The 24,916-nt window shown below is 55.6% G+C and carries 28 protein-coding genes, 1 tRNA gene and 3 pseudogenes; 14 read left to right on the forward strand and 18 right to left on the reverse strand.

The genetic code is table 11. The features are described 5' to 3' along the window. The first annotated feature begins 92 nt into the window (after positions 1 to 92). Complete coding sequence (locus GKE73_RS11735; protein ID WP_230370164.1) at positions 93 to 920, forward strand: hypothetical protein; 828 nt, start codon at positions 93 to 95, stop codon at positions 918 to 920. Positions 921 to 922: 2 nt separating this feature from the next. Here the strand turns inward: GKE73_RS11735 and GKE73_RS11740 are convergent, their stop codons facing one another. The 15 genes from GKE73_RS11740 to GKE73_RS11805 form a co-directional block, all read right to left on the reverse strand. Then, positions 923 to 1,321 carry a polysaccharide deacetylase family protein gene (locus GKE73_RS11740; protein ID WP_230370165.1) on the reverse strand — a complete coding sequence of 133 codons (399 nt, stop codon included), beginning with the start codon at positions 1,319 to 1,321 and terminating at the stop codon, positions 923 to 925. Beyond that, a complete protein-coding gene (locus tag GKE73_RS11745) occupies positions 1,303 to 1,881 on the reverse strand; it encodes a polysaccharide deacetylase family protein (RefSeq protein WP_230370166.1) in 579 nt (192 codons plus the stop codon). The genes GKE73_RS11740 and GKE73_RS11745 overlap by 19 nt, the downstream gene beginning before the upstream one ends. Positions 1,882 to 1,946: 65 nt before the next feature. Beyond that, positions 1,947 to 3,002: a glycosyltransferase gene (locus GKE73_RS11750; RefSeq protein ID WP_230370167.1), complete on the reverse strand. Its 1,056-nt coding sequence runs from the start codon at positions 3,000 to 3,002 to the stop codon at positions 1,947 to 1,949. Next, a complete protein-coding gene (locus GKE73_RS23415) occupies positions 2,995 to 3,360 on the reverse strand; it encodes a glycosyltransferase family 9 protein (RefSeq protein WP_312854434.1) in 366 nt (121 codons plus the stop codon). The genes GKE73_RS11750 and GKE73_RS23415 overlap by 8 nt, the downstream gene beginning before the upstream one ends. Beyond that, complete coding sequence (gene rfaQ / locus GKE73_RS23420; protein WP_312854435.1) at positions 3,360 to 4,076, reverse strand: putative lipopolysaccharide heptosyltransferase III; 717 nt, start codon at positions 4,074 to 4,076, stop codon at positions 3,360 to 3,362. Before rfaQ ends, GKE73_RS23415 begins: the two co-directional genes overlap by 1 nt. Before the next feature lie 410 nt (positions 4,077 to 4,486). Continuing rightward, positions 4,487 to 4,663, reverse strand: coding sequence for a hypothetical protein (locus tag GKE73_RS11760; protein WP_230370168.1), 177 nt, complete (start codon positions 4,661 to 4,663; stop codon positions 4,487 to 4,489). 112 nt (positions 4,664 to 4,775) lie between these two features. Continuing rightward, on the reverse strand, positions 4,776 to 5,888 hold the full coding sequence (gene aroB / locus GKE73_RS11765; RefSeq protein ID WP_230370169.1) for a 3-dehydroquinate synthase: 1,113 nt from the start codon (positions 5,886 to 5,888) through the stop codon (positions 4,776 to 4,778). 4 nt (positions 5,889 to 5,892) lie between these two features. Continuing rightward, positions 5,893 to 6,441 (reverse strand): shikimate kinase AroK, encoded by a 549-nt coding sequence (aroK, locus tag GKE73_RS11770; protein ID WP_230370170.1) that lies wholly within the window; start codon positions 6,439 to 6,441, stop codon positions 5,893 to 5,895. Between the two features lie 36 nt (positions 6,442 to 6,477). Next, the gene (locus GKE73_RS11775; RefSeq protein WP_312854565.1) at positions 6,478 to 7,497 is read right to left on the reverse strand and encodes a type IV pilus secretin PilQ; all 1,020 of its coding nucleotides are present in this window, start codon (positions 7,495 to 7,497) and stop codon (positions 6,478 to 6,480) included. Then, a complete protein-coding gene (locus tag GKE73_RS11780; protein ID WP_376767346.1) occupies positions 7,451 to 7,987 on the reverse strand; it encodes an AMIN domain-containing protein in 537 nt (178 codons plus the stop codon). Before GKE73_RS11780 ends, GKE73_RS11775 begins: the two co-directional genes overlap by 47 nt. Beyond that, on the reverse strand, positions 7,942 to 8,580 hold the full coding sequence (locus GKE73_RS11785) for an AMIN domain-containing protein (protein WP_230370172.1): 639 nt from the start codon (positions 8,578 to 8,580) through the stop codon (positions 7,942 to 7,944). Before GKE73_RS11785 ends, GKE73_RS11780 begins: the two co-directional genes overlap by 46 nt. Beyond that, complete coding sequence (locus GKE73_RS11790; RefSeq protein WP_230370173.1) at positions 8,577 to 9,095, reverse strand: pilus assembly protein PilP; 519 nt, start codon at positions 9,093 to 9,095, stop codon at positions 8,577 to 8,579. Before GKE73_RS11790 ends, GKE73_RS11785 begins: the two co-directional genes overlap by 4 nt. Positions 9,096 to 9,105: 10 nt before the next feature. Beyond that, positions 9,106 to 9,726 (reverse strand): type IV pilus inner membrane component PilO, encoded by a 621-nt coding sequence (locus GKE73_RS11795; RefSeq protein WP_230370174.1) that lies wholly within the window; start codon positions 9,724 to 9,726, stop codon positions 9,106 to 9,108. Continuing rightward, the gene (locus GKE73_RS11800; RefSeq protein WP_230370175.1) at positions 9,723 to 10,319 is read right to left on the reverse strand and encodes a PilN domain-containing protein; all 597 of its coding nucleotides are present in this window, start codon (positions 10,317 to 10,319) and stop codon (positions 9,723 to 9,725) included. Before GKE73_RS11800 ends, GKE73_RS11795 begins: the two co-directional genes overlap by 4 nt. Further along, on the reverse strand, positions 10,319 to 11,431 hold the full coding sequence (locus GKE73_RS11805; protein WP_230370176.1) for a pilus assembly protein PilM: 1,113 nt from the start codon (positions 11,429 to 11,431) through the stop codon (positions 10,319 to 10,321). The genes GKE73_RS11800 and GKE73_RS11805 overlap by 1 nt, the downstream gene beginning before the upstream one ends. A gap of 260 nt (positions 11,432 to 11,691) precedes the next feature. On the opposite strand from GKE73_RS11805, the gene GKE73_RS23425 reads away from it, so the two are divergent. Together GKE73_RS23425 and GKE73_RS23430 are read left to right on the forward strand one after the other, a co-directional pair. After that, complete coding sequence (locus tag GKE73_RS23425; RefSeq protein ID WP_280954900.1) at positions 11,692 to 13,077, forward strand: penicillin-binding protein 1A; 1,386 nt, start codon at positions 11,692 to 11,694, stop codon at positions 13,075 to 13,077. A 2-nt stretch (positions 13,078 to 13,079) separates the two neighbouring features. Then, entirely contained in the window at positions 13,080 to 13,826 is a 747-nt protein-coding gene (locus GKE73_RS23430) for a penicillin-binding transpeptidase domain-containing protein (RefSeq protein WP_280954901.1), read from the forward strand. Between the two features lie 399 nt (positions 13,827 to 14,225). On the opposite strand, the gene GKE73_RS11815 is transcribed toward GKE73_RS23430, so the two are convergent. Next, a tRNA-Arg gene (locus GKE73_RS11815) sits at positions 14,226 to 14,300 on the reverse strand. 14 nt (positions 14,301 to 14,314) lie between these two features. Next, positions 14,315 to 15,244 (reverse strand): annotated as a pseudogene (locus GKE73_RS11820) (polyprenyl synthetase family protein). A gap of 247 nt (positions 15,245 to 15,491) precedes the next feature. Here GKE73_RS11820 and rplU point away from each other — a divergent pair. The 10 genes and pseudogenes from rplU (at position 15,492) to tpx (ending at position 21,959) form a co-directional block, all read left to right on the forward strand. Further along, complete coding sequence (rplU, locus tag GKE73_RS11825) at positions 15,492 to 15,803, forward strand: 50S ribosomal protein L21 (protein WP_230370177.1); 312 nt, start codon at positions 15,492 to 15,494, stop codon at positions 15,801 to 15,803. A 13-nt stretch (positions 15,804 to 15,816) separates the two neighbouring features. Further along, complete coding sequence (gene rpmA / locus GKE73_RS11830; protein ID WP_230370178.1) at positions 15,817 to 16,092, forward strand: 50S ribosomal protein L27; 276 nt, start codon at positions 15,817 to 15,819, stop codon at positions 16,090 to 16,092. A gap of 145 nt (positions 16,093 to 16,237) precedes the next feature. Further along, positions 16,238 to 17,385: pseudogene (gene obgE / locus GKE73_RS11835) on the forward strand (GTPase ObgE). A 195-nt stretch (positions 17,386 to 17,580) separates the two neighbouring features. Beyond that, on the forward strand, positions 17,581 to 18,639 hold the full coding sequence (locus GKE73_RS11840; protein ID WP_230370179.1) for a hypothetical protein: 1,059 nt from the start codon (positions 17,581 to 17,583) through the stop codon (positions 18,637 to 18,639). A 320-nt stretch (positions 18,640 to 18,959) separates the two neighbouring features. Further along, entirely contained in the window at positions 18,960 to 19,679 is a 720-nt protein-coding gene (locus GKE73_RS11845; RefSeq protein ID WP_230370180.1) for a DMT family transporter, read from the forward strand. A gap of 179 nt (positions 19,680 to 19,858) precedes the next feature. Continuing rightward, the gene (locus tag GKE73_RS23435; RefSeq protein ID WP_280954902.1) at positions 19,859 to 20,359 is read left to right on the forward strand and encodes a pyridoxal phosphate-dependent aminotransferase; all 501 of its coding nucleotides are present in this window, start codon (positions 19,859 to 19,861) and stop codon (positions 20,357 to 20,359) included. Beyond that, entirely contained in the window at positions 20,346 to 20,717 is a 372-nt protein-coding gene (locus GKE73_RS23440) for an aminotransferase class I/II-fold pyridoxal phosphate-dependent enzyme (RefSeq protein ID WP_280954903.1), read from the forward strand. The genes GKE73_RS23435 and GKE73_RS23440 overlap by 14 nt, the downstream gene beginning before the upstream one ends. After that, entirely contained in the window at positions 20,665 to 20,922 is a 258-nt protein-coding gene (locus GKE73_RS23445) for an aminotransferase class I/II-fold pyridoxal phosphate-dependent enzyme (RefSeq protein ID WP_312854436.1), read from the forward strand. Before GKE73_RS23440 ends, GKE73_RS23445 begins: the two co-directional genes overlap by 53 nt. A gap of 147 nt (positions 20,923 to 21,069) precedes the next feature. After that, complete coding sequence (locus GKE73_RS11855; RefSeq protein ID WP_230370181.1) at positions 21,070 to 21,336, forward strand: carboxymuconolactone decarboxylase family protein; 267 nt, start codon at positions 21,070 to 21,072, stop codon at positions 21,334 to 21,336. 123 nt (positions 21,337 to 21,459) lie between these two features. Further along, a pseudogene (gene tpx / locus GKE73_RS11860) lies at positions 21,460 to 21,959 on the forward strand (thiol peroxidase). A 66-nt stretch (positions 21,960 to 22,025) separates the two neighbouring features. On the opposite strand, the gene GKE73_RS11865 reads toward tpx, so the two are convergent. Next, complete coding sequence (locus GKE73_RS11865) at positions 22,026 to 24,221, reverse strand: methyl-accepting chemotaxis protein (RefSeq protein ID WP_230370182.1); 2,196 nt, start codon at positions 24,219 to 24,221, stop codon at positions 22,026 to 22,028. Here GKE73_RS11865 and GKE73_RS11870 point away from each other — a divergent pair. Continuing rightward, positions 24,220 to 24,765, forward strand: a complete 546-nt coding sequence (locus tag GKE73_RS11870) for a hypothetical protein (protein WP_230370183.1) — start codon at positions 24,220 to 24,222, stop codon at positions 24,763 to 24,765. The two genes, GKE73_RS11865 and GKE73_RS11870, sit on opposite strands and share 2 nt — an antisense overlap. Positions 24,766 to 24,916 lie beyond the last annotated feature (151 nt).

Genomic DNA, 24,916 nt, shown 5'->3' on the forward strand with positions numbered 1-24,916 from the left:
CGCCGCCAAAAATTATTCGCACTTTATTTAAGCAGATATATCGATATTCTCATCCTAGATGTATGAGACATAATGAAAATTTGTGGCCATATGTGAAGATTAAGCGGGATGAAGTCGGGGGTATTTGTGATGTGTCGATATATGGGCGTAAATTCCCTTTTGGGACTTGGTCTGATCTCCATGAGGTGCATGATTCATTATTAATTGTGGCCTCAGGTCCTTCTGTTGCTGAAGTGAATTTCAGCTATTTTGAAAATACCCCCATGATGGCTGTTAATGGTGCTTATGCCCTCGCTCTCAATGGTAAGGTGAAGTTTAAATATTTTCTGGTTGTTGATATTGATTTTGTTAAGAGTAGAACGGAAATAGTTAGAGCAGCACTTTCCAATCCAGATTTAATCTTCTTTGTGTTGCTCCCGGTGTTGAAGTCAATTCTTGATCAAATTCCATCTCAAGAGATTCGATGCACAATACTTGTTGTGGAGGATTACTATGAGCCAATTTTCTTGAAAGCACCCTCTAGAAATGAGGTGAGTGACTCTGATGCTCATGTGTCATTAGAGGATGGTGAGCCTTTCTTCTCTCTTGATGCAAGGAAAGGTGTTTTTGATGCTGGAACCGTGGTGTTCTGGGGCATGCAGCTAGCTGTCACTATGGGAGCAAAAAATATTGGGCTTATCGGTGTTGATATGAATAATTTTTCCTCCCCTCGATTCTATGAGAACGAGAAAGATATCCAGCCGACAAGGCTGGATAAGTTGTTCTCCAGTATAATTTCTCCTAGGTTCTGTGCTGCCGCAGATATGCTGAAAAAGCGTGGAGTCAATCTTTATAATCTATCAATGTGCAGTGCTTTAAGTGAAGCACATATACAGAAGATCAGTATTGATAACTTCAAAAAAATAGCTGGTATATCGTAAGATTACTTGTTGATAAAGTAATCTCGGTATTCCTTCAGGGTCATCCCTGTGCATCGGTCAGAAAGATGAATGAAAAGCTCTTCCGGGTCATGGTAGAGTTGCTCGATAGATTCTTTGTCCTTGAATGACGGACTGCCTCCGGGCATGAATTCTGAAGAGTGCAGCATGAACTCGATGTAATCACTTCCCCGAGCTAGAAAGTGATTGGCTAAACAAATCATTTCTTTAGCATTTCCGCCCTTAGGACGGAGCCAACTCATTGATCGAGGTTTTTTCTTTCCCCTTACTTTATTGACTGCCGTTTTTATTCTTTCAACGACATAAGAATGCTTGGGCAGTATTGTCATTGGTACTTGTAGTAGGTTTGTATTTCCCTCTTTGGCTATATCGTGCGGATGCATGAAATAGGCTTTTCGTAGGAAGTTAGTGTAGTTTGTTCCACCGTGCCCATCTGGATCACCTTTAGTGAGGCTCCAGTCCACTCCGGTGTTACCGAGCAGTCTACAAGGTATCCATATTCGCGGAGCAATTCTGCATACGTTGCATTAAATGCCCATCGGCCTGCCCTGTGGCTGATCATCTTCTGGCCAAAAGTGTCTTGCAGTAGATCCGTTAAACTGCTTATCTTTCTGCGCATTACCTCCACTGGATACTCAATCAAGTAAGGCGTGTATTGAAAGTCATCTCTTGTTAGTGCGTATTCTGGTGGGCTATTCCATGCATGTAGATGCATGCCCACTTCTCCTGTTCTTTTTTCTAATACGGTTCTGGCAAAATTTTTAAAATAGGTGTCGCTTGCCATTTCGTAGTTTGTTAAATAAGTTGGTTTAAAACCGTACTTTTCACAAAGATCCTGAAATCGGGGTAGATACTTTGCATTTTCACAAGTTATATTGTGAGGGCTTTGCCAGAGATTGTCGCCCTCAGTGTCAATCGTAATAATGAATGCGGGATTTTTCATTTTTAATCGAGTGAATAAATGCTTAAAGGGAAAGATACTGATTAACGATCTTGTCAATGCAGAATCTATCCCAGTGTGATTGGGTGATTACCGGGGGGGGCTTGTGTGATCGCATCAATAGCAATGGCGAGGCTGGTTGCATTACACTCCGCCAGACCTCTACTCAAGGTCCCAGTTAGAATTTCCCGAGGTCCGAAAGGGCAATCAGTACTGACCACTGGTGTGTTGCATATGAGTGCTTCAACTATAGTATTTCCGAATCCCTCGCTGTCGGAGCTGACTATTAGCGCCTCAGCAGACCGCAGGTATGGGTAGGGATTACTCTGGAAACCAGCCAGGATGACGCGGCTTTGTAAGCCTAGGGTGCTGATCTTCTCAATAATAGATTGTTCTTGGGCGGCAGTTCCCTGCCCAATGAGCACAAGTTTCCCTTGATAATGGCTTTGAGCAAAAGCCTCCAGTAGTCGGTCATGACGTTTTACCGGATGGAAACGCCCCATGTGAACAATAAAGTGTTCATCCTGCAGAGGGCAGGGGTCTTGTGCCTGACGTTGTATTGCTACTGGGTCAAATGGATTGAAGATGGTTCGAATGCTGTTTGGTTGGCATTTTGCGCGGTGAATCAGATCCTGCCCTATCCCTGATGAAACGGTAATCCAATTGCGCCCCTCGTAGGTGCGCTGTAGTTGTCGCTGTTTAAGCCAGCGTTTCAGCCCATGTTTGTGTGCCAGCTGAGTGCTGGCGACAGCTCCGTGCAAACACATCCGGGCATCTTGTAGATATTGGCTGTGTGCGACAATACGATCAGTTTTCGGCAGATTCGAGATGGCGAGGTCAATGGGACGATGAGCAAAGTGTTTGACAATAACCTGGTCGAGTTGTCTTGCACGTCGATATATCTCGGTTTGCCGCCGCAGCGGTCCGCGATAGTTATCGATTACTTTGATGAGTTTCACTCCATCGGGGATGGCATAGGCTTGTTCCTCGCGTAAGGAGAGTATGGTGACATCATGTCCTTGTCTGGACATGGCTCCTGCGAGCGTAAGCACGACTTTTTCCGCTCCTCCATAAGCCAGACCATCGATGATGAAAACGATGGTCCTCACTTTACCGTCAGGCATTTTCTGGTGCATTGGCTAGCAATTCTTCACAGGCCGATAGCACGGCGCTTTCAGGTATGTGCGATAGATAGCGTTCATGTGTGGCGGTGGTGACCGCATCAGGGTCAATCAGCGGACCATAATCCGCAGCATTAATAAGGCGATAGCGGGTTTTCCACGGGCGCCATTCGTTGATTTTGCTCGGTCCAAACAGGGCAACTGTATCTTTCCCCAAGGCTGCCGCCATGTGCATGGGAACCGAGTCGACGCCAACAAACAGTCTGGAGCCATCAATTACCGTTGCCAGCTCGGGCAAACTGAGCTGCCCTGCCAACGATATGATACGTGGTGATCTCGCATGGTTCAGGATCGACTCCACTAGTGCCTGTTCTTGTGGTGCTTAAGCGCTGCTGTTAACACGATGGGCCAGCCCCTTTCGGCCAACTGCTGTAGGACATGACCAAAACGATCATCTTCCCAACATTTGAAAAACCAGCGTGAAGCAGGATGTACCGCTATATATGAAGTGGTAATGCCTTTTGCTGCCAGAATATTGGCAATATGTTGTCTATTGGTCTGGCTAATACAAAGTCGGCAACGCGCTTCATCATCCGTTGGCGTAATGCCGATGACAGATAGCGCCAGCAGATTTTGTTCGACTGTATGGCAGCTATTACTTTCGGCCAACGGTGCCAGATCGCTAAAACAGCGTTTCCAGATGGTGCCCCGTCTTTTGGGGTAATCAAATCCGATTGCGATTTTGGGGTGCAGCCAGTGCGCTAAGACTGCACCAAACCATTGATCTGATAGGTGAATCACCCAGTCGTACTGCTGCGACGCGAGCTTCTTGATCAGTTGCAGTTGGTGCCGGAGCCGAACCCATCCATGCAGGCTCTTGTCTAATCCCCATGTCTGCTCAATGTCAGGATTGGTTTGCAGCATTGGCAAGGTTTCCTGATAGACCAACATGTCGATTTGGCAATCGGGGAATCGGCTTTTCAGCGTGCGAGCTACCGGAGTGGCGAGTAGCACATCGCCATGATGCCTCAATTTAATGAGTAAAATACGTTTGGGGGGACTGGCTGTATGGCGCACAGAAATACTGGTCCTAATGAACGAATATTCGTGCCACTCTCTGTTTAGAGCCTTACGAGGTTTGAACCACTCTAACCCGGTGGCTCAATAAATATCGGAACTGGCGACTAAACGTGGCAGACGAGGGGGATATCCCCAATAATCTGCCATTTTATACATAAAGTCGGTTTAGGACTGATTATTTAGAATTATTTAGACCGAGACTAGTGTAGTGCGTGGAAGAGAGGATTGGATGGATCCAGGGCGGCGACCATGCTCCTGGATGGTTTGCCATACTGCCTGGTTCTGCAGCGGCACGCTCACTTCCTTTGCCAAGCGAGAATAGGCTTTGCTATCTTCGGCATGCGAATAGGCCCGCAGCAATGTCAGTTTGGCCGGAAGATTGTTGGGTTCTTCCTTGAGAGTGTCTTTCAGGACCCGTACGGCATCACCGACACGTCCGTATGCCGGAAAACTTCTGCTTCACCGACTGGATCAATCTGGCGCTGGCGCGGTGGCTTGTAAGTGACTTTTTTCCATGCCTTGCGGACACCATAGTACGCAACCATAAGACTGAAGCTGAGTGCCAATGCCGTGATTGTATCCACCTTGTGTCCCTTCTTGTCCGACTCGCAATACGGTGATTATTGCGGGCAGCGGGGGCGGGCACAATCCGTAAAAATCCTTAATGCGGATAGTGTTTCTGGATAAAGTCTCCGATTATGACTGGCGCGCGCTCTGCTCCGTGGCAATAATGTGGCGGCCAGTCAGCAATTTCGTCATGACGGATTTCGGGAGCCCCGGCTGAATGATTGCGTGCCCTAATGCCTTGAGGAGCACATAGCGGATAGTTCCTGATTCAACTTTTTTGTCATGGCCCATCAGCTCCAGCCATTGTGCTACCCCGAGGTCTGGAGATTTGATAGGTAGCCCGGCCCGGGAGATCAGGGTTTCCACGCGCAACACGTCGTCGGCTGTAATCCAGCCCATGGCTGCCGAGGCTGCTGCCGCTAGGACCATTCCGGCTGCGACGGCCTCGCCATGTAGCCACGCGCCATAACCCAAGCCGGTTTCAATAGCATGCCCGAAGGTGTGGCCTAAGTTAAGCAACGCACGTATGCCAGATTCTTTTTCATCCTGCTGGACGATATTCGCTTTCATTTCACACGAACGTCGAATGGCATATTGCAACGCATCAGGGTCTTGCGCCAGCAACGCTTCCATGTGCTCTTCCAGCCACGAGAGAAAGCTGGCGTCGCCAAGCAGGCCATACTTGATGACTTCGGCCAACCCTGCTGACAGTTCGCGAGTCGGCAGCGTTGCCAGTAGTTCGGTATCGGCAATGACGACTTTGGGTTGGTAAAACGCCCCGATCATGTTTTTGCCCAAGGGGTGATTGATGGCAGTTTTACCGCCAACCGATGAGTCCACTTGCGCCAACAGCGTGGTCGGGATCTGTATGAATGGTGCTCCCCGTTGGTAACAGGCTGCGGCGAACCCTGTCATGTCGCCAATCACTCCCCCCCGAGGGCAATCAGCGTAGTTTTTCGTTCGCAGTGACCACGCAGCAGTGCGTCGAAAATGAGATTCAGTGTTTCCCGGTGTTTTGTGATCTTCGCCATCGGGCAGAATGATGGGGGTTACTTCAACGTCATGTTCGGCCAACTTCTTCTGAAGCCGGACGAGATACAGTGGCGCCACCACCGTGTTGGTGACGATGGCAACCTTGGGGATCGGCAGATGAGGTAGAAGTAACTCGACCTGATCCAGTAGCCCCCGGCCAATATGAATCGGATAGCGAGTGTCGGGCAGGGTGAGGTCGAGGGTAATCATTGCTTCAAATTCCGTGCTGATGGGGGCGTGACTGCAATTGGGTAAGCAAGCGTGAGACCAGGATGTTCACATTTTGCTGGGAGGTATCGACGACCACATCGGCAATTTCCCGATAGAGTGGATCGCGTTCCTGAAACAAGGCTTCCAGCTTCGCGCGTGGATCTGCTGTTTGCAGTAGTGGACGACTCTTGTCGTGCTGGGTACGCAATAAAATGTCGTCAATCGAGGCACGTAAATAAATCACCGTGCCATGTCTTGCTAATTGCAGCCGGTTTTCCTGGCGCAGGATGGCGCCACCACCGGTAGCCAGAACTATATTGTCCAGCTTGACTAGATCGGCAATGGCACGACTTTCCCGGTCGCGGAAACGCTGCTCACCCTCGATTTCGAAGATGGTCGAGATTTTGACGCCAGCTCGGGCTTCTATTTCTTGGTCAGAATCATAGAAGGTTTTGTCCGTTTTGCGGGCAAGCGCGCGCCCTACGGTGGTTTTCCCCGCGCCCATTAAGCCAACTAGAAAAAAATTGCCTGCCAGTTTTTCCATGGCAGGCATTGTAGCCGAAGCTGGCGCAATCTGTCTTTGCAACGCTTATCGATTGTAAGAGTTGATGTCGTCAACAACCTTCGGTGTAATGAAAACGAGCAGCTCGGTACGTTTGTCATATTCAGCCTTGTTGCGGAATAGCGCGCCAAGGAACGGAATATCACCAAAGAACGGTACCTTATTGACGGTTTTGTCGACCTGTTGCTGGTAGATACCGCCAATTACGACCGTCCCGCCATTTTCTACCAATACTTGCGTTTGGACTTTCTTGGTGTCAATTGCAGGTTCCGTGCCGACGTAGGTTGTGCTTGGCGTATCCTTGTTGATCTGGATATCGAGTAGCACATGGTTATCCGGTGTAATTTGCGGCTTCACCTTCAGACTCATGACGGCTTTTTTGAACGAGGTAGACGTGGCACCGCTGGAGCTGGCTTCCTGATAAGGAATTTCCGTACCCTGTTCGATATTGGCTTCCATCCGGTCGGCTGTCATCACGCGCGGGCTGGAGATGACCTTGCCTTTTTCTTCAGTTTGCAGCGCATTCAATTCCAAACCAATCAGTGCCGACTTACCTGCACTGTACAGGGCGGAAATGGTGCCTCCTGTCGTAGAGTTGATTGGCAAGTTGACGCCATTGCCTACGGTATAGGTCGTGCCGTTATTCAAGGCCGTACGGTTATTAATGGTGGTTGCCAGAGGGTTACCACTGATAATGCCGTTACTAGTTGCCCGGTCATAGGAAAGTCTTACCCCCAGATCACGGCTCCAGTTATCGGTTGCTTCAACGATACGCGCTTCAATCAGTACCTGTTTGACTGCTACATCGGTCTTGCTGACCAAGTCTCTGATTTTATCGATAACGCTAGAGACATCATTGATGATCAGCGTATTGGTCTTTGGATCAATCAGCGCGCTGCCACGACTGGAGAGAATGCCTTCTTTCTTCGGCCCGGTGGTATTTTCACCATCAAGGATTTTTTTGAAATCTTCGGCCGAGCGGTAGCGCAGTACAAACGTTTCAGAACGGGTCGGCTCTAGGGTGGTCAGTTGCTGACGCGCTTCCAGTGCGTTGTTTGTCCTGTGCCATCATCTCACTGCTGGGGGCAATGTGGATAACATTGCCGTTGCGGCGCTGATCCAGCCCTTTGGCCTGCAGGATTAGATCAAGAGCCTGATCCCATGGAACGTCTTTCAGACGCAGGGTAATGTTCCCGGAGACCGAATCACTGGTAACGATGTTAAGGCCGGTGAACTCGGCAATCACCTGAAGCACGGTGCGCACTTCCACATTCTGGAAGTTCAATGACAGCTTGTTGCCTTTGTAGCGCGGCTTCAGATTGAAGTCCTGATTGGCTGTGTTTTCTGCAGCCATTTTACGTACTTCAATGACTAGCTTGCGTTCGCTTTGGTAAGACGAGAAATCCCAATCGCCATGTGGTTGGATGACAATCCGGCTGTTACGGCCTTTGTTGCTCGCCTCAACACGAGTGATCGGCGTGGCAAAGTCCGTCACATCCAGTCGACGTTGTTGGCTGCGAAGCAAATTCGCTCCCATGACGTCAATGACGATATTTTTCCCTTCACGGCGTACGTCGGTTGGCGTTCCCTCTGCTTAACCAGTGCAATTTCAACCCTGCCCTCGCCATTGCTGCCACGACGGAAATCAAGTCCCAGTGGCGGATTGCCATAGGATTGAGGGGTGTCATCCGGCATGTAGGACGACGTTGTATCTTCTTGTGGGGCTGAGTTGTGCGTTACTTTGTTCAGATCGCCGTTCAGCTTGACGGTCAGTTTATTGCCATTAACCGTTGTGCTGTATGCCGCGTTCTTTGCCAGATTTAATACCAAGCGTGCACGACCATTAGCGGCCACGGCGATAGCTGATTTGACCACCGGGTTACTGAAGTTGACCGCTGGTTTGGATAGCTTGACCGTAGTGTTGGCAAAGTCAAAAGCAATGCGGGGCGGGTTGGCAATCGAGAAGCTGTTGGGTTTGATGGCCGGACCATCGAAAACTACCTGTAACAACTGTTCATCACCATCGCTCTTGGCGACATCAATACTGGTAATGGCCGCTCCGGCCTGCGCCAAGCTGAATGCAAGCGCCAGCCCCAATCCCGATAAGAGTTTTATGGAGTGTTTGGTCATGGTTTCTGCCCTTGTTCATCAAGGTACATGCTGGTAGCGCGCTGTACCCATTCCCCGTTCAGGTCTTCTACTGTTTCTGAAAGCTCGATTTCCGTTTCGGTGATCCGTTTGACTCGACCGAAGTTGGGACCGACAAAGTTACCAGACTGCACTCGATACACGGCATTGTCAGGTGTTTTGATCAAGCCAAAGTTCATGTTGCCGCGCTTGAGGGTGCCTACCATCTTTAGCTTGTCAAGATCATATTCTTCCAGTGCTTCGCGTGGTCGTTTGAAGTCGGGAGCATTGGCACCTAGTTGCCGCTTGGCAACCAGCAGCTTTTGCGGATTGAATGGATCCAGCATGTTGAACGCCTGATAACTAAATGGGGCGTAAGGCTGAACTTGCGGCATGGGTTCTATTTGCCCGCGTAAGTTCTTGCTGGAGTCATGCATCCATTGTTTCAAATCATCATTGTCACGGCTGACGCAGCCCAACAATGTCAATGACAGGGCGCAGGCGAATATTTTTTTCATGGTTTCGCCCTTACTTTTTAGCGGGTTGGCTAGCTGCCGCTACGCGTTCTTGTGGTTCCAGCGCACGATAAGTTTTGGCGATGGCATCCATTGTCAGCCGTGGTTCCTTTCCCGCGCCGGGATTGAGGCTGATTTCGCCTATCGTGACAATTCGTGATAGCTGGGCGACATCGCTGACAAATGCGGCCAAGTCGGAGTAGCTACCGCTGAGCTTGATGGTAATCGGTAGCTCCGCCATCTCTGCTGTTTTGACTTCAGGGTTGGGTTTGAATAGTTCGAACTGTAAGCCCCTGCCAGTACCCGCCTGGTTGATTTCCGTCAACAATTTGTCCATATCGGATTTGGTCGGGAGCTGGCGTAATAGCGCACCAAAGGATTGCTCAATTTCCTTTAGTTGCTTCTGTAAGGCTTCCAGATTAATGGCCTGGCGCTTTTTGTCTAAGAATGTCTGTTTCAGCTGTTCTTCTTTTTGCTGGGCTCCGTGCAATTGATCCAGTTGATCACTTAAAACGAAGAAATACCCCAGCACAATGAAGGCCGTGGCGAACAGAGCCAAGATGAAACCTTGTGCAGGCAGTGGCCAGTTAGGTATGTCCTTGGGGTCTAGATTGCGAAATTCATCAAGCGTCATGGCTGTTTGGCTCCCTGCGGTTGCGGCGCGGTGGGTGCTTGTGGGGCGACCAAGGGTTGTCGTAGGTTGGTAGTCAGCGTGAATTCGTTAACGCGTTGGTTGTTGACGATTGAGGCTTTGACTTCAACAACCGTGGCTGGGCCGAATGTCTCGGATTCGGCCAAAGTACGCATATAGTTGGATACCACGGCGCCAGACAGCGCATAGCCTGTCAGTGTGAAGAGGCTGCCACTCTGTTTGACGCTTTTCAGGTAAACCCCGTCCGGGGTCTGGCGAGTGAGCTGATCGAAAATATGTACGGACTCATTACGGCCCGCCTGCAGTTTTTCCACCAGCTGTTTGCGCGCCAGTAATTCATCCCGTTGTTTCTTCAGGGCCCCGATATTCTTGATCTGTTGATCCAGCTTGGCGGTTTCCTGTTGCAGGAACTGGTTGCGTTCTTCCTGAGTGGAGATTCGTTGACTCAGAATGGCATAAGAACCGCCCACGAGCAGCAAGGCAGTGACCAATGTCGCGCCCAGCAATATCTGGAAGCGCAGGCGATGAGCGGCTTTCTTCTGCTGGCGATGGGGTAAGAGGTTGATGCGTATCATCAGTCAAACCTCCTCATGGCGAGTCCGCTGGCAACAAGCAAGGCTGGAGCATCCATCAAAAGCTCTTTGAGTCGAATGGCGCCGGAATGAACCATGGTGGTAAACGGGTTGGCGATCATGGTGCTGATTTGCGTGCGTCCGGCTACCGCGTCATCCAGCCCGGTCAGCATGCTGCAGCCGCCTGCCAGCAGAATGTAATCGACACGGATGTATTGGGAGACGCTGACTGTGGTGTAGAAAAACTGTAGCGCACGTTGGATCTCTTGGGACAGTGCGTCGACGAATGGGTGCATCAACTCCGACTCATACCCCTCGGGGAGTGTCATGTTGCGTTTGCCGTGTTCTGCCTCGTCCAGACTGATGCCGTAGCGGCGCTGGATGTCACGAGTCAGTTGCTGGCCGCCAAATGCCTGTTCCCGGTAATACAGCTGCTGTCCATTGCGGATAACGTTGCAGTGAATCTTGGTGGCACCGATATCGAACAGTGCAAAAGTCTGATTCAAGCCGTGATCCGGCAGTTGGCGCTGGACTTGTTCGAACGCCGTCATCATGGCGAATGATTCGACATCGACGATGTGGGCGTGCAGACCGGCCATTTCGACGGCGGCAACCCGTTCTTCCACTTTTTCTTTACGTGCGGCGCACAACAAGACCTCGAGGTCTTCTGCGCTGGCAGGAGATGGCCCCAATACCTGATAGTCCAGATTTACCTCTTCCAGCGGGAACGGGATGATCTGATTGGCTTCAGATTCGATCAGTCCTTCCATGTCGTCTGACTGACTGATAGGCACCAGCAGTTTCTTGTAGATCGCCATGGAGGTAGGAATGGCAACGGCGACGTTCTTGGTGGAACTGCCAAGCCGTTTCCAAGCCTTGCGGATCGTGTCGGCAATGCTCTCGATTTCAACAAGATTACCTTCGCTTACCGCATCTTTGGGTAGCGCCTCTATGACGTACCGCTCAATCTGGTAATTCTTGCCTGCGCGAGTCAGCTCGACCAGTTTGACGGCGGTACTGCTGATATCAAGACCGAGCAACGGAACGTTCTTGGATTGACGCAATCCAAGTTGCTCAAGCCACTGGGTTCCGAACCCCAATTTGTCGGATAGCATCGATTAGTCCCCGATGATCTAATACGACATAAAATTGCTGTCGTTATCAATCGTTGTCTTGTTGACCGCTCAAGACGGTATAATCCGCTTTCTTGCGGAAGCCCATTGTAATTATGCTCAGACGACTACTTGCGATTTTGGCCGGTCTTGTTATCGGTGGCGTGGTGCTTGTTGCTGGCGCCATGACCATCGCAATCATCATAACTTACCCACGTTTGCCAAGTCTTGATGCATTGACCGATTATCGTCCAAAAATTCCATTGCGGGTATATTCCGCAGACAACCAACTGATCGGTGAATTTGGCGAAGAGCGCCGCTCCTTCACCCGAATACACGAAGTGCCACAGCTGATGAAGCAGGCCATTCTCTCTGCTGAGGATGAGCGCTTCTACCAGCATAGCGGGGTGGACTATGTTGGCGTGCTGCGAGCGGCGGTCGGCAACCTGGTCTCCGGGCATGCGCGTTCTGGTGCCAGTACCATCACCATGCAGGTGGCGCGTAACTTCTTCCTGTCCAGCGAAAAGACCTTCTCACGCAAATTTAATGAAGCCTTGTTGGCGTTCAAGATTGAGCACACGCTGTCCAAGGATCAGATTCTGGAGTTGTACTTCAACCAGATTTACCTCGGCCAACGTGCCTATGGCTTTGCGGCGGCAGCGCAGGCCTACTATGGTAAGTCTCTGAATCAATTGACGGTTTCCGAGATGGCAATGCTGGCTGGTCTACCCAAGGCACCATCTGCTTATAACCCGATCGTCAATCCGGCGCGGGCCAAATTGCGTCAGCAATATGTATTGCGTCGCATGCGAGAGCTGAATTTCATTACGGCCGATCAGTATGAAGTGGCGCGTAATGAACCGCTGAAGTTGGCTCGCCCCACCATGGATGTGAGCCAGCCTGGCCAGTATGTTGCGGAAATGGTTCGTCAGGCGATGTACGAGCGCTATAAAGATGCTGCCTATACGCAAGGTTTCCGCGTGTTTACCACGCTGGACAGTGAGCACCAGCGTTGGGCCTATGACGCCTTGCGCGCCGGGTTGATCGATTACGATCGCAAGCAAGGCTATCGCGGGCCGGAAAGTTTTGTTGACGTGGCGGGCATGGAAGGTGACGAGCAAGCTGAAGCCCTGGATGATGCACTGTCTGAAATTCGCGACAGTGGTGACATGCAGGCGGCGATTGTGTTGTCGGCGAAGCCCTCTGAGGTGCGTGCTTACATGCGTGGCGGTCGGGTGGCTGTGATCAAGGGCTCCGGGCTGGATTTTGCTCGCCGGTCGCTTGGTGGTCGCGTTTCGGCCAACCAGCAATTGCGCCGCGGTGCGGTCATCCGCGTGCGGGCAAACGCCAAGGGCTATTGGGAAATCGTACAGATGCCGGAGGTGGAAGGGGCTTTTGTCTCGGTTGATCCGCGAACCGGTGCGGTTCGTGCTCTGGTGGGGGGCTTTGATTTCAACCGTAGTGGTTTCAATCATGTGGTACAGGCTTGGCGCCAACCGGGTTCAACCTTTAAGCCGTTTATTTATTCAGCCGGGATTGAACGTGGCATTACGCCAGCAACCTTCATCAATGATGCGCCGCTGACGGTGCCTTCTGACGTGGGTGGCCAGAAGTGGGAGCCGAAAAACGATGATGGCAAATTTGCTTAAGCATGATCTCGATGCGCCGCGCATTGACACTGTCCAAGAACCTGGTGTCTGTGCGGGTGTTGATGGCGGTGGGAACGGACTATGCCCAGCAGTACATCCAGCGTTTTGGTTTTTCGCCGAAGCAGCATCCGGCTTACCTGACCATGGCGCTGGGGGCAGGGGCAGTGACGCCGTTGCAGATGGTGGAAGGCTATTCGGTGTTTGCCAATGGCGGCTACCGTGTCAAAGCCTACTTTATTGACCGGATCGAAGATCCTTCCGGTCATGTGCTGGCGAAAACCGCTCCGTCAGTGGCCGGGCAGAGCGCGCCGCAAGCCATTGATCCGCGTAATGCTTTTATCATGACGTCGATGATGAAAGATGTGGTGCGCTACGGTACGGCGAACAAGGCGATGAGCCCGGGGCGCATGGATTTGGCGGGTAAAACCGGTACCACCAGTGATTTCAAGGATGCTTGGTTTGTTGGTTTCAACCCGGCGCTGGTAGCGGCAACTTGGGTAGGCTTTGACAAACCGCGTACTCTTGGCCGTTACGGCTATGGTGGGACGGCAGCGTTGCCAATCTGGATGAACTACATGGCAAACGCGCTCAAGCATGTGCCGGAAGTCGACTTGCCGGTGCCGTCCGGTGTCGTGGTCAAGGCGGGGGCCGGGTTGCATGGTGGCGATGAATACTTCTATGAGGAATTCCAGAAAACCAATCCGGATCTGCAAATCGATAATCACGGTGTAGTGCCCTGGTGGGCGTAATCGTGATGCTTCGGCACCGGATGGCGGTGCAGACTCCGGTGACGCGCCTGCAGCTCAGGATGCGGTGGAAAATGTTAAGGATTTGCTGTTCTGAGTCTTTATGCTTGATGTGGAGTAGATGGCGCTAACTGCTGTCGCACGAAAAATGCCCCGGTTACATTCCGGGGCATTTTTTTGTCTGATGCTGTGGCGGAGCCGTTTAAGGTGAAGGCGCACATTTGGTTCTAGGCGGGGGTGAGGCACCTTTTTCTGGCAATCTTAAGAAGTACACAAGATGGTATGCAAAAGGTTGAATGTTGCCAGCACTTAGCTGGGCGCGACCGGGCAACAAAAAACCCTCAAGCCTTGTGCTATGCGGGTGTTGGCGATGCTTTAGAGACGGTGTGATACGTGTGAAGTTGGTGCCCCCGGCGGGAATCGAACCCACAACTGCCCCTTAGGAGGGGGCCATTATATCCATTTAACTACAGGGACGGCCTGACGGTGAGTTAGGCGTTTCGATCAACCGACAATTTGGCCAATTCGATCAGTGCGCGTTTGGTTTCGCTGTCCGGTAGGCATTGCAACGCCCTGGATGGCTTGCTCGGATACCTTGACCGCTTCGCCGTGGGCGTAGTCCAGCGCGCCGCAGGATTGTACCGCAGCAAGTACCTCGTTGAAACGATCGCGGCTGGCGTTTTCCAGTGCGTGGCGTACGGTGTTGGCCGCTGTTTCGTCGCCGTGCAGCATGGTGTAGATCAGTGGCAGGGTGGGTTTGCCTTCGGCCGGTCGTCACCCGTGCTCTTGCCGATGGTTTCGGCGTCACCGGAGTAATCCAGCACATCGTCGATGATCTGGAAGGCGGTGCCCAGATACATGCCGTAGTCGGCCAGTGCCCGGGTGTGTGCGGTATTGGCGCCAGCAATCAGTGCACCCACGCGTGCGGCGGCCTCGAACAGTTTGGCGGTTTTGCTCTGGATGACCTGCAGGTACTGTTGTTCGCTGATGTCGGTGTTGCCGATGTTCATCAGTTGCAGCACTTCACCTTCGGCGATGATGTTGGTGGCTTCGGCCATGACTCGCATGATTTCCATGTTGTCGGTGTCGACCATCATCTGGAAGGCGCGGGTGTAGAGGAAGTCGCCGACCAGTACGCTGGCAGCATTGCCGAACAGGGCGTTGGCGGTTTCGCGGCCACGGCGCATGCCGGATTCGTCGACCACGTCGTCGTGCAGCAGGGTGGAGGTGTGGATGAACTCGATCATCGCGGCGAGCTCGTGCAGATGCGGGCCGTTGTAGCCGCAGGCCTTGCTTACCAGCAGTGTGAGCACGGGGCGCAGGCGCTTGCCACCGGAGGTGATGATGTATTCCGCAATCTGGCGGATGAGAACAACGTCCGAATGCAGCCGGGTGCGGATCACGCGGTCTACGGTCTGCATGTCGTCGGTAATCAGTGTACGGAAGAGCGGAGGAGTCACGGTTTCAACCAGATTGTTCGTATTAGGCACACCTTGAAGGGCGGAATCTTAGCAGAAAAGGGGTGGAATTTGCCATGTGTGGCCGCTTTTGTACGGCGGGGATGCGGATAAACCAATGAAATCATTGACAAGTTGGCGTGCGGTCCGTATAGTTTCGCGTTCTTCACGCCATATGTTGTGAAGAACTTCTTTTCTAGGAGCTAAGCGAATGTATGCGGTCGTAAAAACCGGCGGTAAACAGTACAAAGTTGCCGTTGGCGAAAAACTTAAAGTAGAACAGATACCTGCAGACGTCGACAGCCAAATCGTACTTGAAGAAGTGCTGATGATTGCTGACGGTGAACAGGTTGTTGTGGGTGCCCCGCGCGTTGCTGGTGCCGCCGTCAAGGCTACGGTAGTAGCTCACGGTCGTGGCGAGAAGGTTCGCATTTTCAAAATGCGTCGCCGCAAGCACTACCAGAAACATCAGGGTCATCGTCAAAACTTCACCGAAATCCGCATCGACGAGATTTCGAAGTAAGGAGTAAACAGTCATGGCACACAAAAAAGCAGGCGGTAGCTCCCGCAACGGTCGTGACTCCGAAGCCAAACGCTTGGGCGTTAAGGTTTACGGTAGCGAACTGATTCCGGCAGGTTCTATCATTGTTCGTCAGCGCGGCACCAAGTTCCACGCTGGTGAAAACGTAGGTCAGGGCAAGGACCACACCTTGTTCGCCAAGGTTGACGGCTATGTCCAGTTCACCGTTAAAGGTGCTCTGCAACGCAAGATCGTCAACGTGGTTCCGTACACTGGCGTAGACGGCGAATAATCGCTTTCCGTCAGATACGAAAGCCCTATCCTTTGAGATAGGGCTTTTTTTGTTTCAGCCGAGGGGCGAGGCGTGAGGGCTGGTTTCGGCCAACCCTGACGCCTAACTCCTCGTCAGGTGCAGAGGGAAAACATGAAATTCATTGATGAAGCCCGGATCGAAGTGTTGGCTAAGCAAGGGCGGGAATGGCGCGGCCAGTTTCCGTCGTGAGAAATTTATTCCGTTTGGTGGCCCGGATGGTGGCGATGGCGGTCGTGGCGGCAGTGTGATTGCCGTGGCGGACGAAAACATCAACACGCTGGTGGAGTACCGTTTCGTCAAGAAATACCGGCGCAGCACGGTGAGCGCGGACGCGGTGCCGATTGCTACGGCAAGGGCGGTGATGACATCGAATTGCGCATGCCGGTGGGCACGGTGATTTCTGATCTGGATACCGGCGAGCTGGTGGCCGACCTGACGCACCACGGTCAGCGCGTGGTGGTGGCCAAGGGCGGCAAGGGTGGTCTGGGCAATATCCACTTCAAGTCGTCGACCAACCGCGCGCCGCGGCAGTGTACGCCGGGCGAGCCGGGGGAAAACCGTAACCTCAAGCTGGAGCTGAAAGTGCTGGCGGATGTCGGTTTGCTGGGCATGCCAAACGCCGGTAAGTCGACGCTGATCCGTGCGGTGTCGGCAGCCAAGCCGAAGGTGGCGGATTATCCGTTTACCACGCTGCACCCCAATCTGGGCGTGGTGCGCATGGACGATACCAGCAGTTTTGTCATCGCCGATATTCCTGGGCTGATTGAAGGCGCGGCCGAAGGCGCCGGTCTGGGGCACCGTTTCCTCAAGCATTTGCAGCGTACCGGGTTGTTGCTGCACGTGGTGGACATTGCGCCGTTTGATCCGGATGTCGATCCGGTGCGCGAGGCGCGCGCCATTGTGGACGAGCTGAAAAAGTACGACGAAGAGCTGTTTGGCAAGCCGCGCTGGCTGGTGCTCAACAAGGTGGACATGTTGCCGGAAGACGAGCGCGAGCTGACGGTTTCGGCCTTTCTGGAAGCCTATGGTTGGCCGAAAACCCAGCCCAATGACGAATTCGGTTTCGACATTAGCGCGCCGCGCGTGTTCAGCATCTCGGCCTTGAATCATGAGGGGACGCGCGAGCTGGTGTTCGCCATCAATGATTATCTGCAAGTGGTGCGCGCGGCGGCGCGGGCGGCGGCCGATGAGGCGGAGCAGCAGGCAGCACAGGCCAAGGCGGCGCGCCAGACGGTGATTACCCCGACGGCACCGTCGGACATCGGCGAGTAAGTCGTCGACCGGCAGGCTTGGCGTAGTGCCGGGCCTGCCGGTCATGTTGTTGTCGCTTTCCATCTGCTATGGTGCCGTTTCATCTGCCGTGTTCTTGCGGCAGAGCGGCAAATGCCTGCGTCAGTCGGGCATTTTTCTGGCTTGATCCGGTCTATCCTTGTTTGCCCTGTGGCATGTGAACACGAGAGGAACGCTATGTCCCGCTGGTTGGCAACTGTCTCGCCGGAACGCGTAGAGCGCCAGGCGCTGGGGCCGCGCGGCCATCATCTGCGCTTGCGGCCACATGCGCGGCCGGAGGCGTCGCGGCTGGTGCTGACGCAGGAGGAGCGACAGCTGGTGGCGCAGTGGCTGACGTCGCGCGCCGAGCGGGTGCGCTGGAGCCGCCTGCTGGCGGTGAGCAGCCAGCCGATGTTGGCCGAAGATCTGCTGCGGCGCCTGCTGGAAGCCGGTTGGTGCGAGGTGGAACTGCATGCCGAGGCGGGCATGGCTGAGGTGGATTTGCAGCCGTACTGGGTCAACTGGTGCGATGCCTACGCCTTGCGCAGTCTGGTGGATGGGCCGGAGGTTCCGGCGTCTACCGAGGTGGTGGCGCTATGGCGCGGTTGGCAGCCGCGCCAGCCACAGTTGGTCAGGTTGGCCGAAAGCCCGGCGGCCAATCTGCATTCGTCCACGCTGGAGCGGCGGCTGAAACTGGCGCAGGCGCTGGATGACTGGTTGTCGGCCGGGCGCTGGGGCAGCGAGCGGCAGTTTTCCGTGCAGGCACTGGGCCGCCAAAAAGCTTTCAACGAGGCGGATCGCCAGTGGTTTGCCGAATTTGGCATCGATCTGGAAGCCTGCGGGGTATCGCGCGGCACCCCGCATGTGTTTTTGTCCGGGCCGCTGACATTGTGGGCGGGGGCGGAACGGTTGGTTTCGGCCAACCTGCTGCAAGCCGGCGTGGCACTGCCGCCGGAAGCACTGTTGAGCGTGACGGTGTTGGACGGCAGCGTGCGCGCAGTGCGCGTGGTCAGCAGCCTGAGCGTGTTTCAGCAGTTGACCGAGGAAGCCTTGCCGATTCTGACGCTGTGGTTGCCGGGCCACCCGCACCGCCGCTGGCAATTGGCGCTACAGCATCTGTTGGCGGCGTTGCCTCTGCCGGTGCAGGTGGCGTGTGATCTCGATCCGCGTGGCGTGACCATGGCGTGGGAGGTGGGGCAGCTGGTCAGCGCCGCCGGACGTAGCTGGCAGCCCGGAAGATGGCGGCTGAGGATTTGACGCTGGCACATGGTGCGCAACCGTTAACCGCTGATGATCAGCGCCAGCTGGTGGCTCTGGCTTAGCCAAGCGCTGCCTGCGCCGTTGGCGGGATTGGTGGCGGCCTTGCAGGAGCGCCAGCTCAAGGTGACGCAAGAGGCGTTGTTTGGCTAGCGCGGCGGCCTGATCGGCCCGGCTGTTGCTGTGCCGCACGGTGCGCGGTGGTTGCGGCGCAGCAAAAAAGGGGTTGTCAGCCGCTGGCTCACATGGCATGTTGCCTGCCCATGACCTCTCGACTCTCTGCTTCGTCTAGCGCGTATTTTCTGCTCGTTCTCACCTCCTTGCTGTGGGCCGGTAATTTTGTGGTGGCGCGCGCCATCCACGCCAGTATTCCGCCGATGACCCTGTCGTTTGCCCGCTGGGTGATTGCCTTGCTGGTGCTGTTGCCGCTCGGGCTGCGCCCGGCCGTGCGCCAGTTTCATTTGTATCGCCCTTACTGGCGCCGCATTTTGCTGCTGTCGCTGCTGGGTATTACCGCCTTCAATTCGCTGGTGTACTGGGGGTTGCAATTCACCAGCGCCACCAACGGCGTGTTGCTCAATTCGTTTATTCCCATCCTGATTGCGCTGTTTGGCGCGCTGTTTTTCCGCATGCCGATGAACTGGAAGCAGGGCGGGGCGATCCTGATTTCGTTTTTCGGGGTGTTGACCATCGTGGCGCATGGCGATGCAGAGCGTTTGCTGGCGCTGGATATTAACCGTGGCGATGCCATTGTGTTTAGCGCCATGGTGGCGTGGGCGTTTTATACGCTGCTGTTGCGCGGCCTGCCCGGTGGCGTGGACCGGCTGGGTTTGCTGACGGTGCAGGTGGCGCTCGGGCTGCTGGGCATCCTGCCGTTTTTTGTCTGGGAAGTGGCGCATGTGCCGCCGCTGCATCTGGATTTGCCAGGCTGGGCAGCCTGCCTGTATGTTGGCACCTTGCCTTCGGTGGCGGCCTATTACTGTTACAACCTGGGGTGGCACGTGTTGGCGCGGCACGCGCCTACAGCTTTATCCATCTGATTAGCCCTTTGGCGCCGTGCTGTCCATGCTGTTTCTGGGTGAGGCGATTCACGCCTATCATCTGTTTGGTATTGGCGCCATTCTGGCCGGGGTGTGGTTAGCCACCCGTGTTGGCCGCTAAGGTTGGCCGAACTCATTATCCGGCGCCGCTGCGACGGTGCCCACAGGAAGAAAAAGTCATGAGCCGTTTCTGGAGCCCGATTGTTCACCAGCTGACACCGTATGTGCCCGGCGAACAGCCCAAGCTTGGCAATCTGATCAAGCTCAACACCAACGAAAACCCGTATGGCCCGTCGCCCAAGGTGCTGGCGGCCATCAGGGAGGCGGCGGCTGACAGCCTGCGCCTGTATCCGGACCCAAACGCTGAAGTGCTGAAGGACAGTATCGCCAGCTACCATGGCGTGAAGCGTGAGCAGGTGTTTGTCGGTAACGGTTCGGACGAGGTGCTGGCGCATGTGTTCCGTGCGTTGCTCAAGCATGACGCGCCGTTGCTGTTCCCTGACATCAGCTACAGTTTTTACCCGGTGTATTGCGGGCTGTTCGATATCCGCTATCAGACCGTGCCGCTGAGCGACGCCATGGAAATCCGTGTGGATGACTATCGCCAGCCGTGCGGTGCCATTATTTTCCCCAATCCGAACGCGCCGACCGGCCGCCCTCTTGCCGTTGGCCGACATTGAAGCGCTGTTGCAGCAGCAACCGGATGCGGTGGTGGTGATCGACGAAGCCTACGTCGATTTTGGCGGCGAAAGCGCCATCGCTCTGGTGGACCGCTATCCCAACCTGCTGGTGGTGCAGACCTTGTCCAAATCGCGCTCGCTGGCCGGTTTGCGCGTTGGTTTCGCCGTGGGCGATGCCGCGCTGATCGAGGCGCTGGAGCGGGTGAAGAACAGCTTCAACTCCTATCCGCTGGACCGGCTGGCGATTGTTAAGCGCGGTGGCATCGTTTGCCGACGAGGACTACTTCCGCCAGACCTGTCAGGCGGTGATCGCCACCCGTACTACGCTCTCACAGCAACTGACGGCCTTGGGCTTTGAGGTACTGCCGTCGGCGGCCAACTTCATCTTTGTGCGCCATCCCGCACACGATGCCGCCAGCCTCGCCGCCGAGCTGCGTGCCCATTCCATCATCGTCCGCCACTTCCGTCAGCCGCGCATCGAGCAATATCTGCGCATCAGCATCGGCTCCGACGCCGAATGTGCCGCGCTGGTGCAGGTTCTGACGGAACGGGTGGGTGCTTAACCTGACAAGGAGCCAAGATCATGAGTGAACAGGATAAACAGAACGGTATTGCCATGCGTACCCGCGTGATGAGCGAAGCGTTTGTTACGCGCGCCATGAGCAATCAGGACGCCTTCTCGCGGCCGCTGCAAGACTGGCTGAACGAACATGCCGGGGCAGTACCGGCAGCGCGGTGGTATCGAGCTGAAAACCCGCAGCCTCGTCACCTGCGCCATGCTGGCGGCCATGGGCCGCAGCAACGAGCTGCGCGGCCATATCCGCGGAGCGGTCAACAATGGCGCCAGCCTGATCGAAATCCGCGAAGTGCTGTTGCAGGTGGCGGTGTATGCCGGTGCTCCTGCCGCGGTGGAAGCCTTCCGCAACGCGCGCGAAGTGCTGGCGGAAATGGGCCTGTCGCTGCCGGACGAAGAATAATCGTCCACCGCCGGACAAGGTTGGCCGAATCCTCTTCGGCCAACCTTGCTGGCATCAGGGTTGTAATCTGCCTAAGCCATGCCTCACACTTAGGGGATCTTCACCCCCGATAAGGACTGACTCATGGCAACTGTTACCTTGCGCGGCAACCCGGTTCAGGTCGCTGGCACTTTGCCCGCCACCGGCACGCCAGCCCCCGCTCTCACCCTGACGGCAGCGGACCTGTCCGATGTAACGCTGGCCGCGTTTGCTTAAGCAAGAAAAAAATCCTCAATATTTTCCCGAGCATCGATACCCCCACCTGCGCCACCTCGGTGCGCAAGTTCAACGAAAAGGCCGCCAGTCAGGCCGACACCGTGGTGTTGTGTATTTCCGCCGACTTGCCGTTTGCGCAAAAGCGCTTCTGCGGCGCCGAAGGCATTGCCAATGTGCAGATGCTGTCCACCTTCCGCCATCCGGAATTTCTGCCGGACTGGGGCGTACAGTTGGCCGAAGGCCCGATGCTGGGCCTGACCGCGCGCGCGGTGGTGGTGCTGGATGCCGATAACACCGTCAAGCACAGCGAACTGGTGGCCGAGATTGGCCGAGAACCCAATTACGACGCGGCACTGGCGGCGCTGTAAGCGCCAGCGTGACGCAGCAAGCAAAAACGGGGCGAATGCCCCGTTTTTTGTAGGTGACGCGCAGGATCAGGACGCCGCGTTGCCACTGTTCAGCCGAAACCAGCTCAGCGCCTGATTGAGCTGCTGTGCCGAATCGGTCAGTTGTTGCATGGCGGGCGAAGCCTGCTGCATCTGGCTGTCGATGGTATTGGCCAGATGCGCCACTTCGTGGCTGTGCTGGCGGATGGTGACGCCTACCGCGGCTTGCGCGGCGCTGGAGCGGCTCATCTGCTGCATCAGTTGCCCCACCTGCGCCAGCGTGCGGTCCACCTCGTTCAGCGCGTTATCCAGCGCCTGCTGGGTACCGAGATTGTCCTGACTGGCGCGCTCGGCGGTGTCGATGGCATCGCTCAGGCCGTGGGTGGCGGTATCCACCTTGGCCAGCGTGTCGAAGATGCGCGCCGTGGCGGCGGCCGTCCGTTCCGACAGCTTGCGCACTTCGTCGGCCACCACGGCAAAGCCGCGGCCTTGTTCACCGGCGCGGGCCGCTTCGATGGCGGCGTTCAGCGCCAACAGGTTGGTCTGGTCGGCCACATCGCGGATCAGGGTGCTGATCTGGCTGATTTCGCCCAGCGATTGGTGCAGCGTGCTCATTTCCGTGGCCGCGCCGTGGATACGGTTGGCCAGACGCTGCATCGCCCGGGCGTTGCCGTCGCCCAGTTGGCGCGCTTGCTGGGCACACTGGCTGGCTTGCTGCGTGCCCTGTTCGGCCTCGCTCAATTGTTGGGCCACCTCGCTGGCCAGCTCCGCCACTTGGCTGGCGGCATGGTGGCTCAGATTGGATTTGCCGGTTTGTTGCTGGCTGGCATCGGCGGCCTGGCTGGTCAGCAGGTGCAGACGCTGGCTTTCGCTGTGGTTCTGGCTGGCATGCTGGCGCACCTCGTGCAGCAGGTCGCTCAGCCGGTCGAGAAAGCGGTTGAGGCGCCCGGCGGCGTGGCCCAGTTCGTCCTGACCGCTGTCTGGCAGGCGGGTGGCCAGATTGCCCTGGCTCAGCGCATCGGCCGCTTGCACCATGTCGTGCAGCTGGCGTTTCAGCAAGCGCGCCATGGCCAGTTGCAGCAGGATGACGCCGATGCTGGCTAGCGCCAGTGGCCCGAGCGTCAGCCAGCCCAGCCGCTTGAGTACGGCGTGCATGCTGGCCTGTGCTGTGGCCTGACGGGCGTCGGCCTGTTGCAGTTGACGGTCAATCAGCTCGGCCAGCGGTTGCAGGCTCTGGTTATAGGCTTGTTCCGGAATCGCCAGCGCGTCTTGCGGCGCGGTCTGGGCAATGGTCAGCGCGCTGCTCAGGTTGCGTTGGTAGTCTTGCCACAGTTGCGTGGCTTGCCGGGCGAAGGCGTTGCCTTGCGCGCCCGGCAGTGCCTGCCGGATGTGCGCAATCAGCTGTCCGGCGCGGCGGTGGGTGGTTTGCAGGCGGCTGGCGGTATCGGGTTGTAACGGGTCGGCACGCGACAGCGCCAGCACGCTGGCCTTGAGCTGATACAGGTTGGCCGAAAGCTCCTGATGCTGGCGGTAGCTGTCAAACTGACCGGAAAGCGCCAGCAATTGCTGGCTGGTGAGGGAAATCACCACCACCAGACTCACACCGGTAAACAGAATAGCCAGCCATAAGCGCTTGACCAGGGGACATAGCGACAACCTCGCTGAGGAACACCCCGGCAGTCTAGTGAGCGCGCGTGACAGTCGTGTTACATGACACGTTCGTGGTACGAGCTCCGCGCGGTGCTGCTCCTGACGGCGCTGGTAATGCTCGTCTGCACGGCGGAAGAACACCAGTTCGCGGTCGGTCATACGGCGCACTTTGGTGGCTTCGATCGTGGCCGTGTGCGCCAGCAGGCTGGTTTGCTCGGCCATGTCGCGGATCAGGTGGCCGATGTGGGTGATGTCGAGAATGGACTGGCTGACGCGCTTCATCTCGCCCAGCGTGTCCTGCACCTTGCTCAGCAAAGGACTGGGCAGCGGTGTTTCGGCCAACGTTTGCGCCGGGATGTGCGCTTCCGCCACCAGATTGTCGGCCAGCTTGCTCAGCCATTGCACCACCTGGCTGCTTTGTTCGCTGTACTGGATTTGCAGGCGGGTCTGTTCCACCACGCGCGTGCTGAGGTCCAGCACCTGCCGACTCTGGCCTTCGCTTTGCAGGGCCGATTCGTGCACGTCCTGCATCACCGCCAGCAGCTTGTCGAGCGCCCTGGTTGATGTGGCGCGCCGCGCGGCCCAGTTCATCATGATTATGGCCGGGCAGACGGGCCTGAGTGTCGCTTACGGCCAGCCGGTCGGAGGCGATGCACATTTGCTGAATGCGCGATTTGAGCTGTTTGCTGACGGCCAGTTGCAACAGGATGACGGCAATACCGGTGGCCAGCAGCGGGCCAAGAATGGCAAACAGCAAGCGTGCCACACTGGCTTCCATGGCGTTTTCGGCGGCGGCCAGCCCGGTGTGTTCGGCGGCCAGTTGCTGGTCGATGCGCGCAACCAGCGGCACGATATCCAGTTTGTACGCCGCTTCCGGAATATTGATGGCGTCCTCGGGCGAGGTTTCGGCAATCTTCAGCGAGCTTTCGATCTGGCGCGTGAACTCGGTCCAGTGGTGCGCCAGCGCGTAGTCGAAGTCGCCGCGCTGGTCGACGGGCAGAGCGCTGACAATCTGGTTGCGCAAGCGCTGTACGGTTTGTGCGGTTTTTTCCAGCTGCGTGGTGGTGCTGTCCAGCATCGGGTCCGCGTGCGACAGTTCCAGCACGCTGGCTTTCAGCTCGTTCAGATGGGTCGATAGCGCCTGCCGCGCACGGTATTGGCTAAATTGCTGGCTCAGTGCTTGCAGCTGAAAGGCGGTGAGCGCAAGCACCAGTAACAGGCTGCACGCCGTGAAAGCGATGGTCAGCCACAGTCGTTTGGCGAGGGTCATGGCAGGCGGACGTAACGGG

This window comes from Paludibacterium denitrificans, assembly GCF_009707705.1.
Lineage (GTDB): Bacteria > Pseudomonadota > Gammaproteobacteria > Burkholderiales > Chromobacteriaceae > Paludibacterium_A > Paludibacterium_A denitrificans.

Excerpts from the sequence above, each read along its gene's own strand:
- GKE73_RS11740 (WP_230370165.1), bottom strand. The coding sequence starts at position 1,321 with ATGCATCCGCACGATATAGCCAAAGAGGGAAATACAAACCTACTACAA.
- GKE73_RS11745 (WP_230370166.1), bottom strand. The coding sequence starts at position 1,881 with ATGAAAAATCCCGCATTCATTATTACGATTGACACTGAGGGCGACAAT.
- GKE73_RS11750 (WP_230370167.1), bottom strand. The coding sequence starts at position 3,002 with ATGCCTGACGGTAAAGTGAGGACCATCGTTTTCATCATCGATGGTCTG.
- aroB (WP_230370169.1), bottom strand. The coding sequence starts at position 5,888 with ATGATTACCCTCGACCTCACCCTGCCCGACACTCGCTATCCGATTCAT.
- aroK (WP_230370170.1), bottom strand. The coding sequence starts at position 6,441 with ATGCCTGCCATGGAAAAACTGGCAGGCAATTTTTTTCTAGTTGGCTTA.
- GKE73_RS11780 (WP_376767346.1), bottom strand. The coding sequence starts at position 7,987 with ATGGGAGCGAATTTGCTTCGCAGCCAACAACGTCGACTGGATGTGACG.
- GKE73_RS11785 (WP_230370172.1), bottom strand. The coding sequence starts at position 8,580 with ATGACCAAACACTCCATAAAACTCTTATCGGGATTGGGGCTGGCGCTT.
- GKE73_RS11790 (WP_230370173.1), bottom strand. The coding sequence starts at position 9,095 with ATGAAAAAAATATTCGCCTGCGCCCTGTCATTGACATTGTTGGGCTGC.
- GKE73_RS11795 (WP_230370174.1), bottom strand. The coding sequence starts at position 9,726 with ATGACGCTTGATGAATTTCGCAATCTAGACCCCAAGGACATACCTAAC.
- GKE73_RS11800 (WP_230370175.1), bottom strand. The coding sequence starts at position 10,319 with ATGATACGCATCAACCTCTTACCCCATCGCCAGCAGAAGAAAGCCGCT.
- GKE73_RS11805 (WP_230370176.1), bottom strand. The coding sequence starts at position 11,431 with ATGCTATCCGACAAATTGGGGTTCGGAACCCAGTGGCTTGAGCAACTT.
- GKE73_RS23430 (WP_280954901.1), top strand. The coding sequence starts at position 13,080 with ATGATCTCGATGCGCCGCGCATTGACACTGTCCAAGAACCTGGTGTCT.
- rplU (WP_230370177.1), top strand. The coding sequence starts at position 15,492 with ATGTATGCGGTCGTAAAAACCGGCGGTAAACAGTACAAAGTTGCCGTT.
- rpmA (WP_230370178.1), top strand. The coding sequence starts at position 15,817 with ATGGCACACAAAAAAGCAGGCGGTAGCTCCCGCAACGGTCGTGACTCC.
- GKE73_RS11840 (WP_230370179.1), top strand. The coding sequence starts at position 17,581 with ATGTCCCGCTGGTTGGCAACTGTCTCGCCGGAACGCGTAGAGCGCCAG.
- GKE73_RS23435 (WP_280954902.1), top strand. The coding sequence starts at position 19,859 with ATGAGCCGTTTCTGGAGCCCGATTGTTCACCAGCTGACACCGTATGTG.
- GKE73_RS11855 (WP_230370181.1), top strand. The coding sequence starts at position 21,070 with ATGCCGGGGCAGTACCGGCAGCGCGGTGGTATCGAGCTGAAAACCCGC.
- GKE73_RS11870 (WP_230370183.1), top strand. The coding sequence starts at position 24,220 with ATGATTATGGCCGGGCAGACGGGCCTGAGTGTCGCTTACGGCCAGCCG.
- GKE73_RS11865 (WP_230370182.1), bottom strand. The coding sequence starts at position 24,221 with ATGATGAACTGGGCCGCGCGGCGCGCCACATCAACCAGGGCGCTCGAC.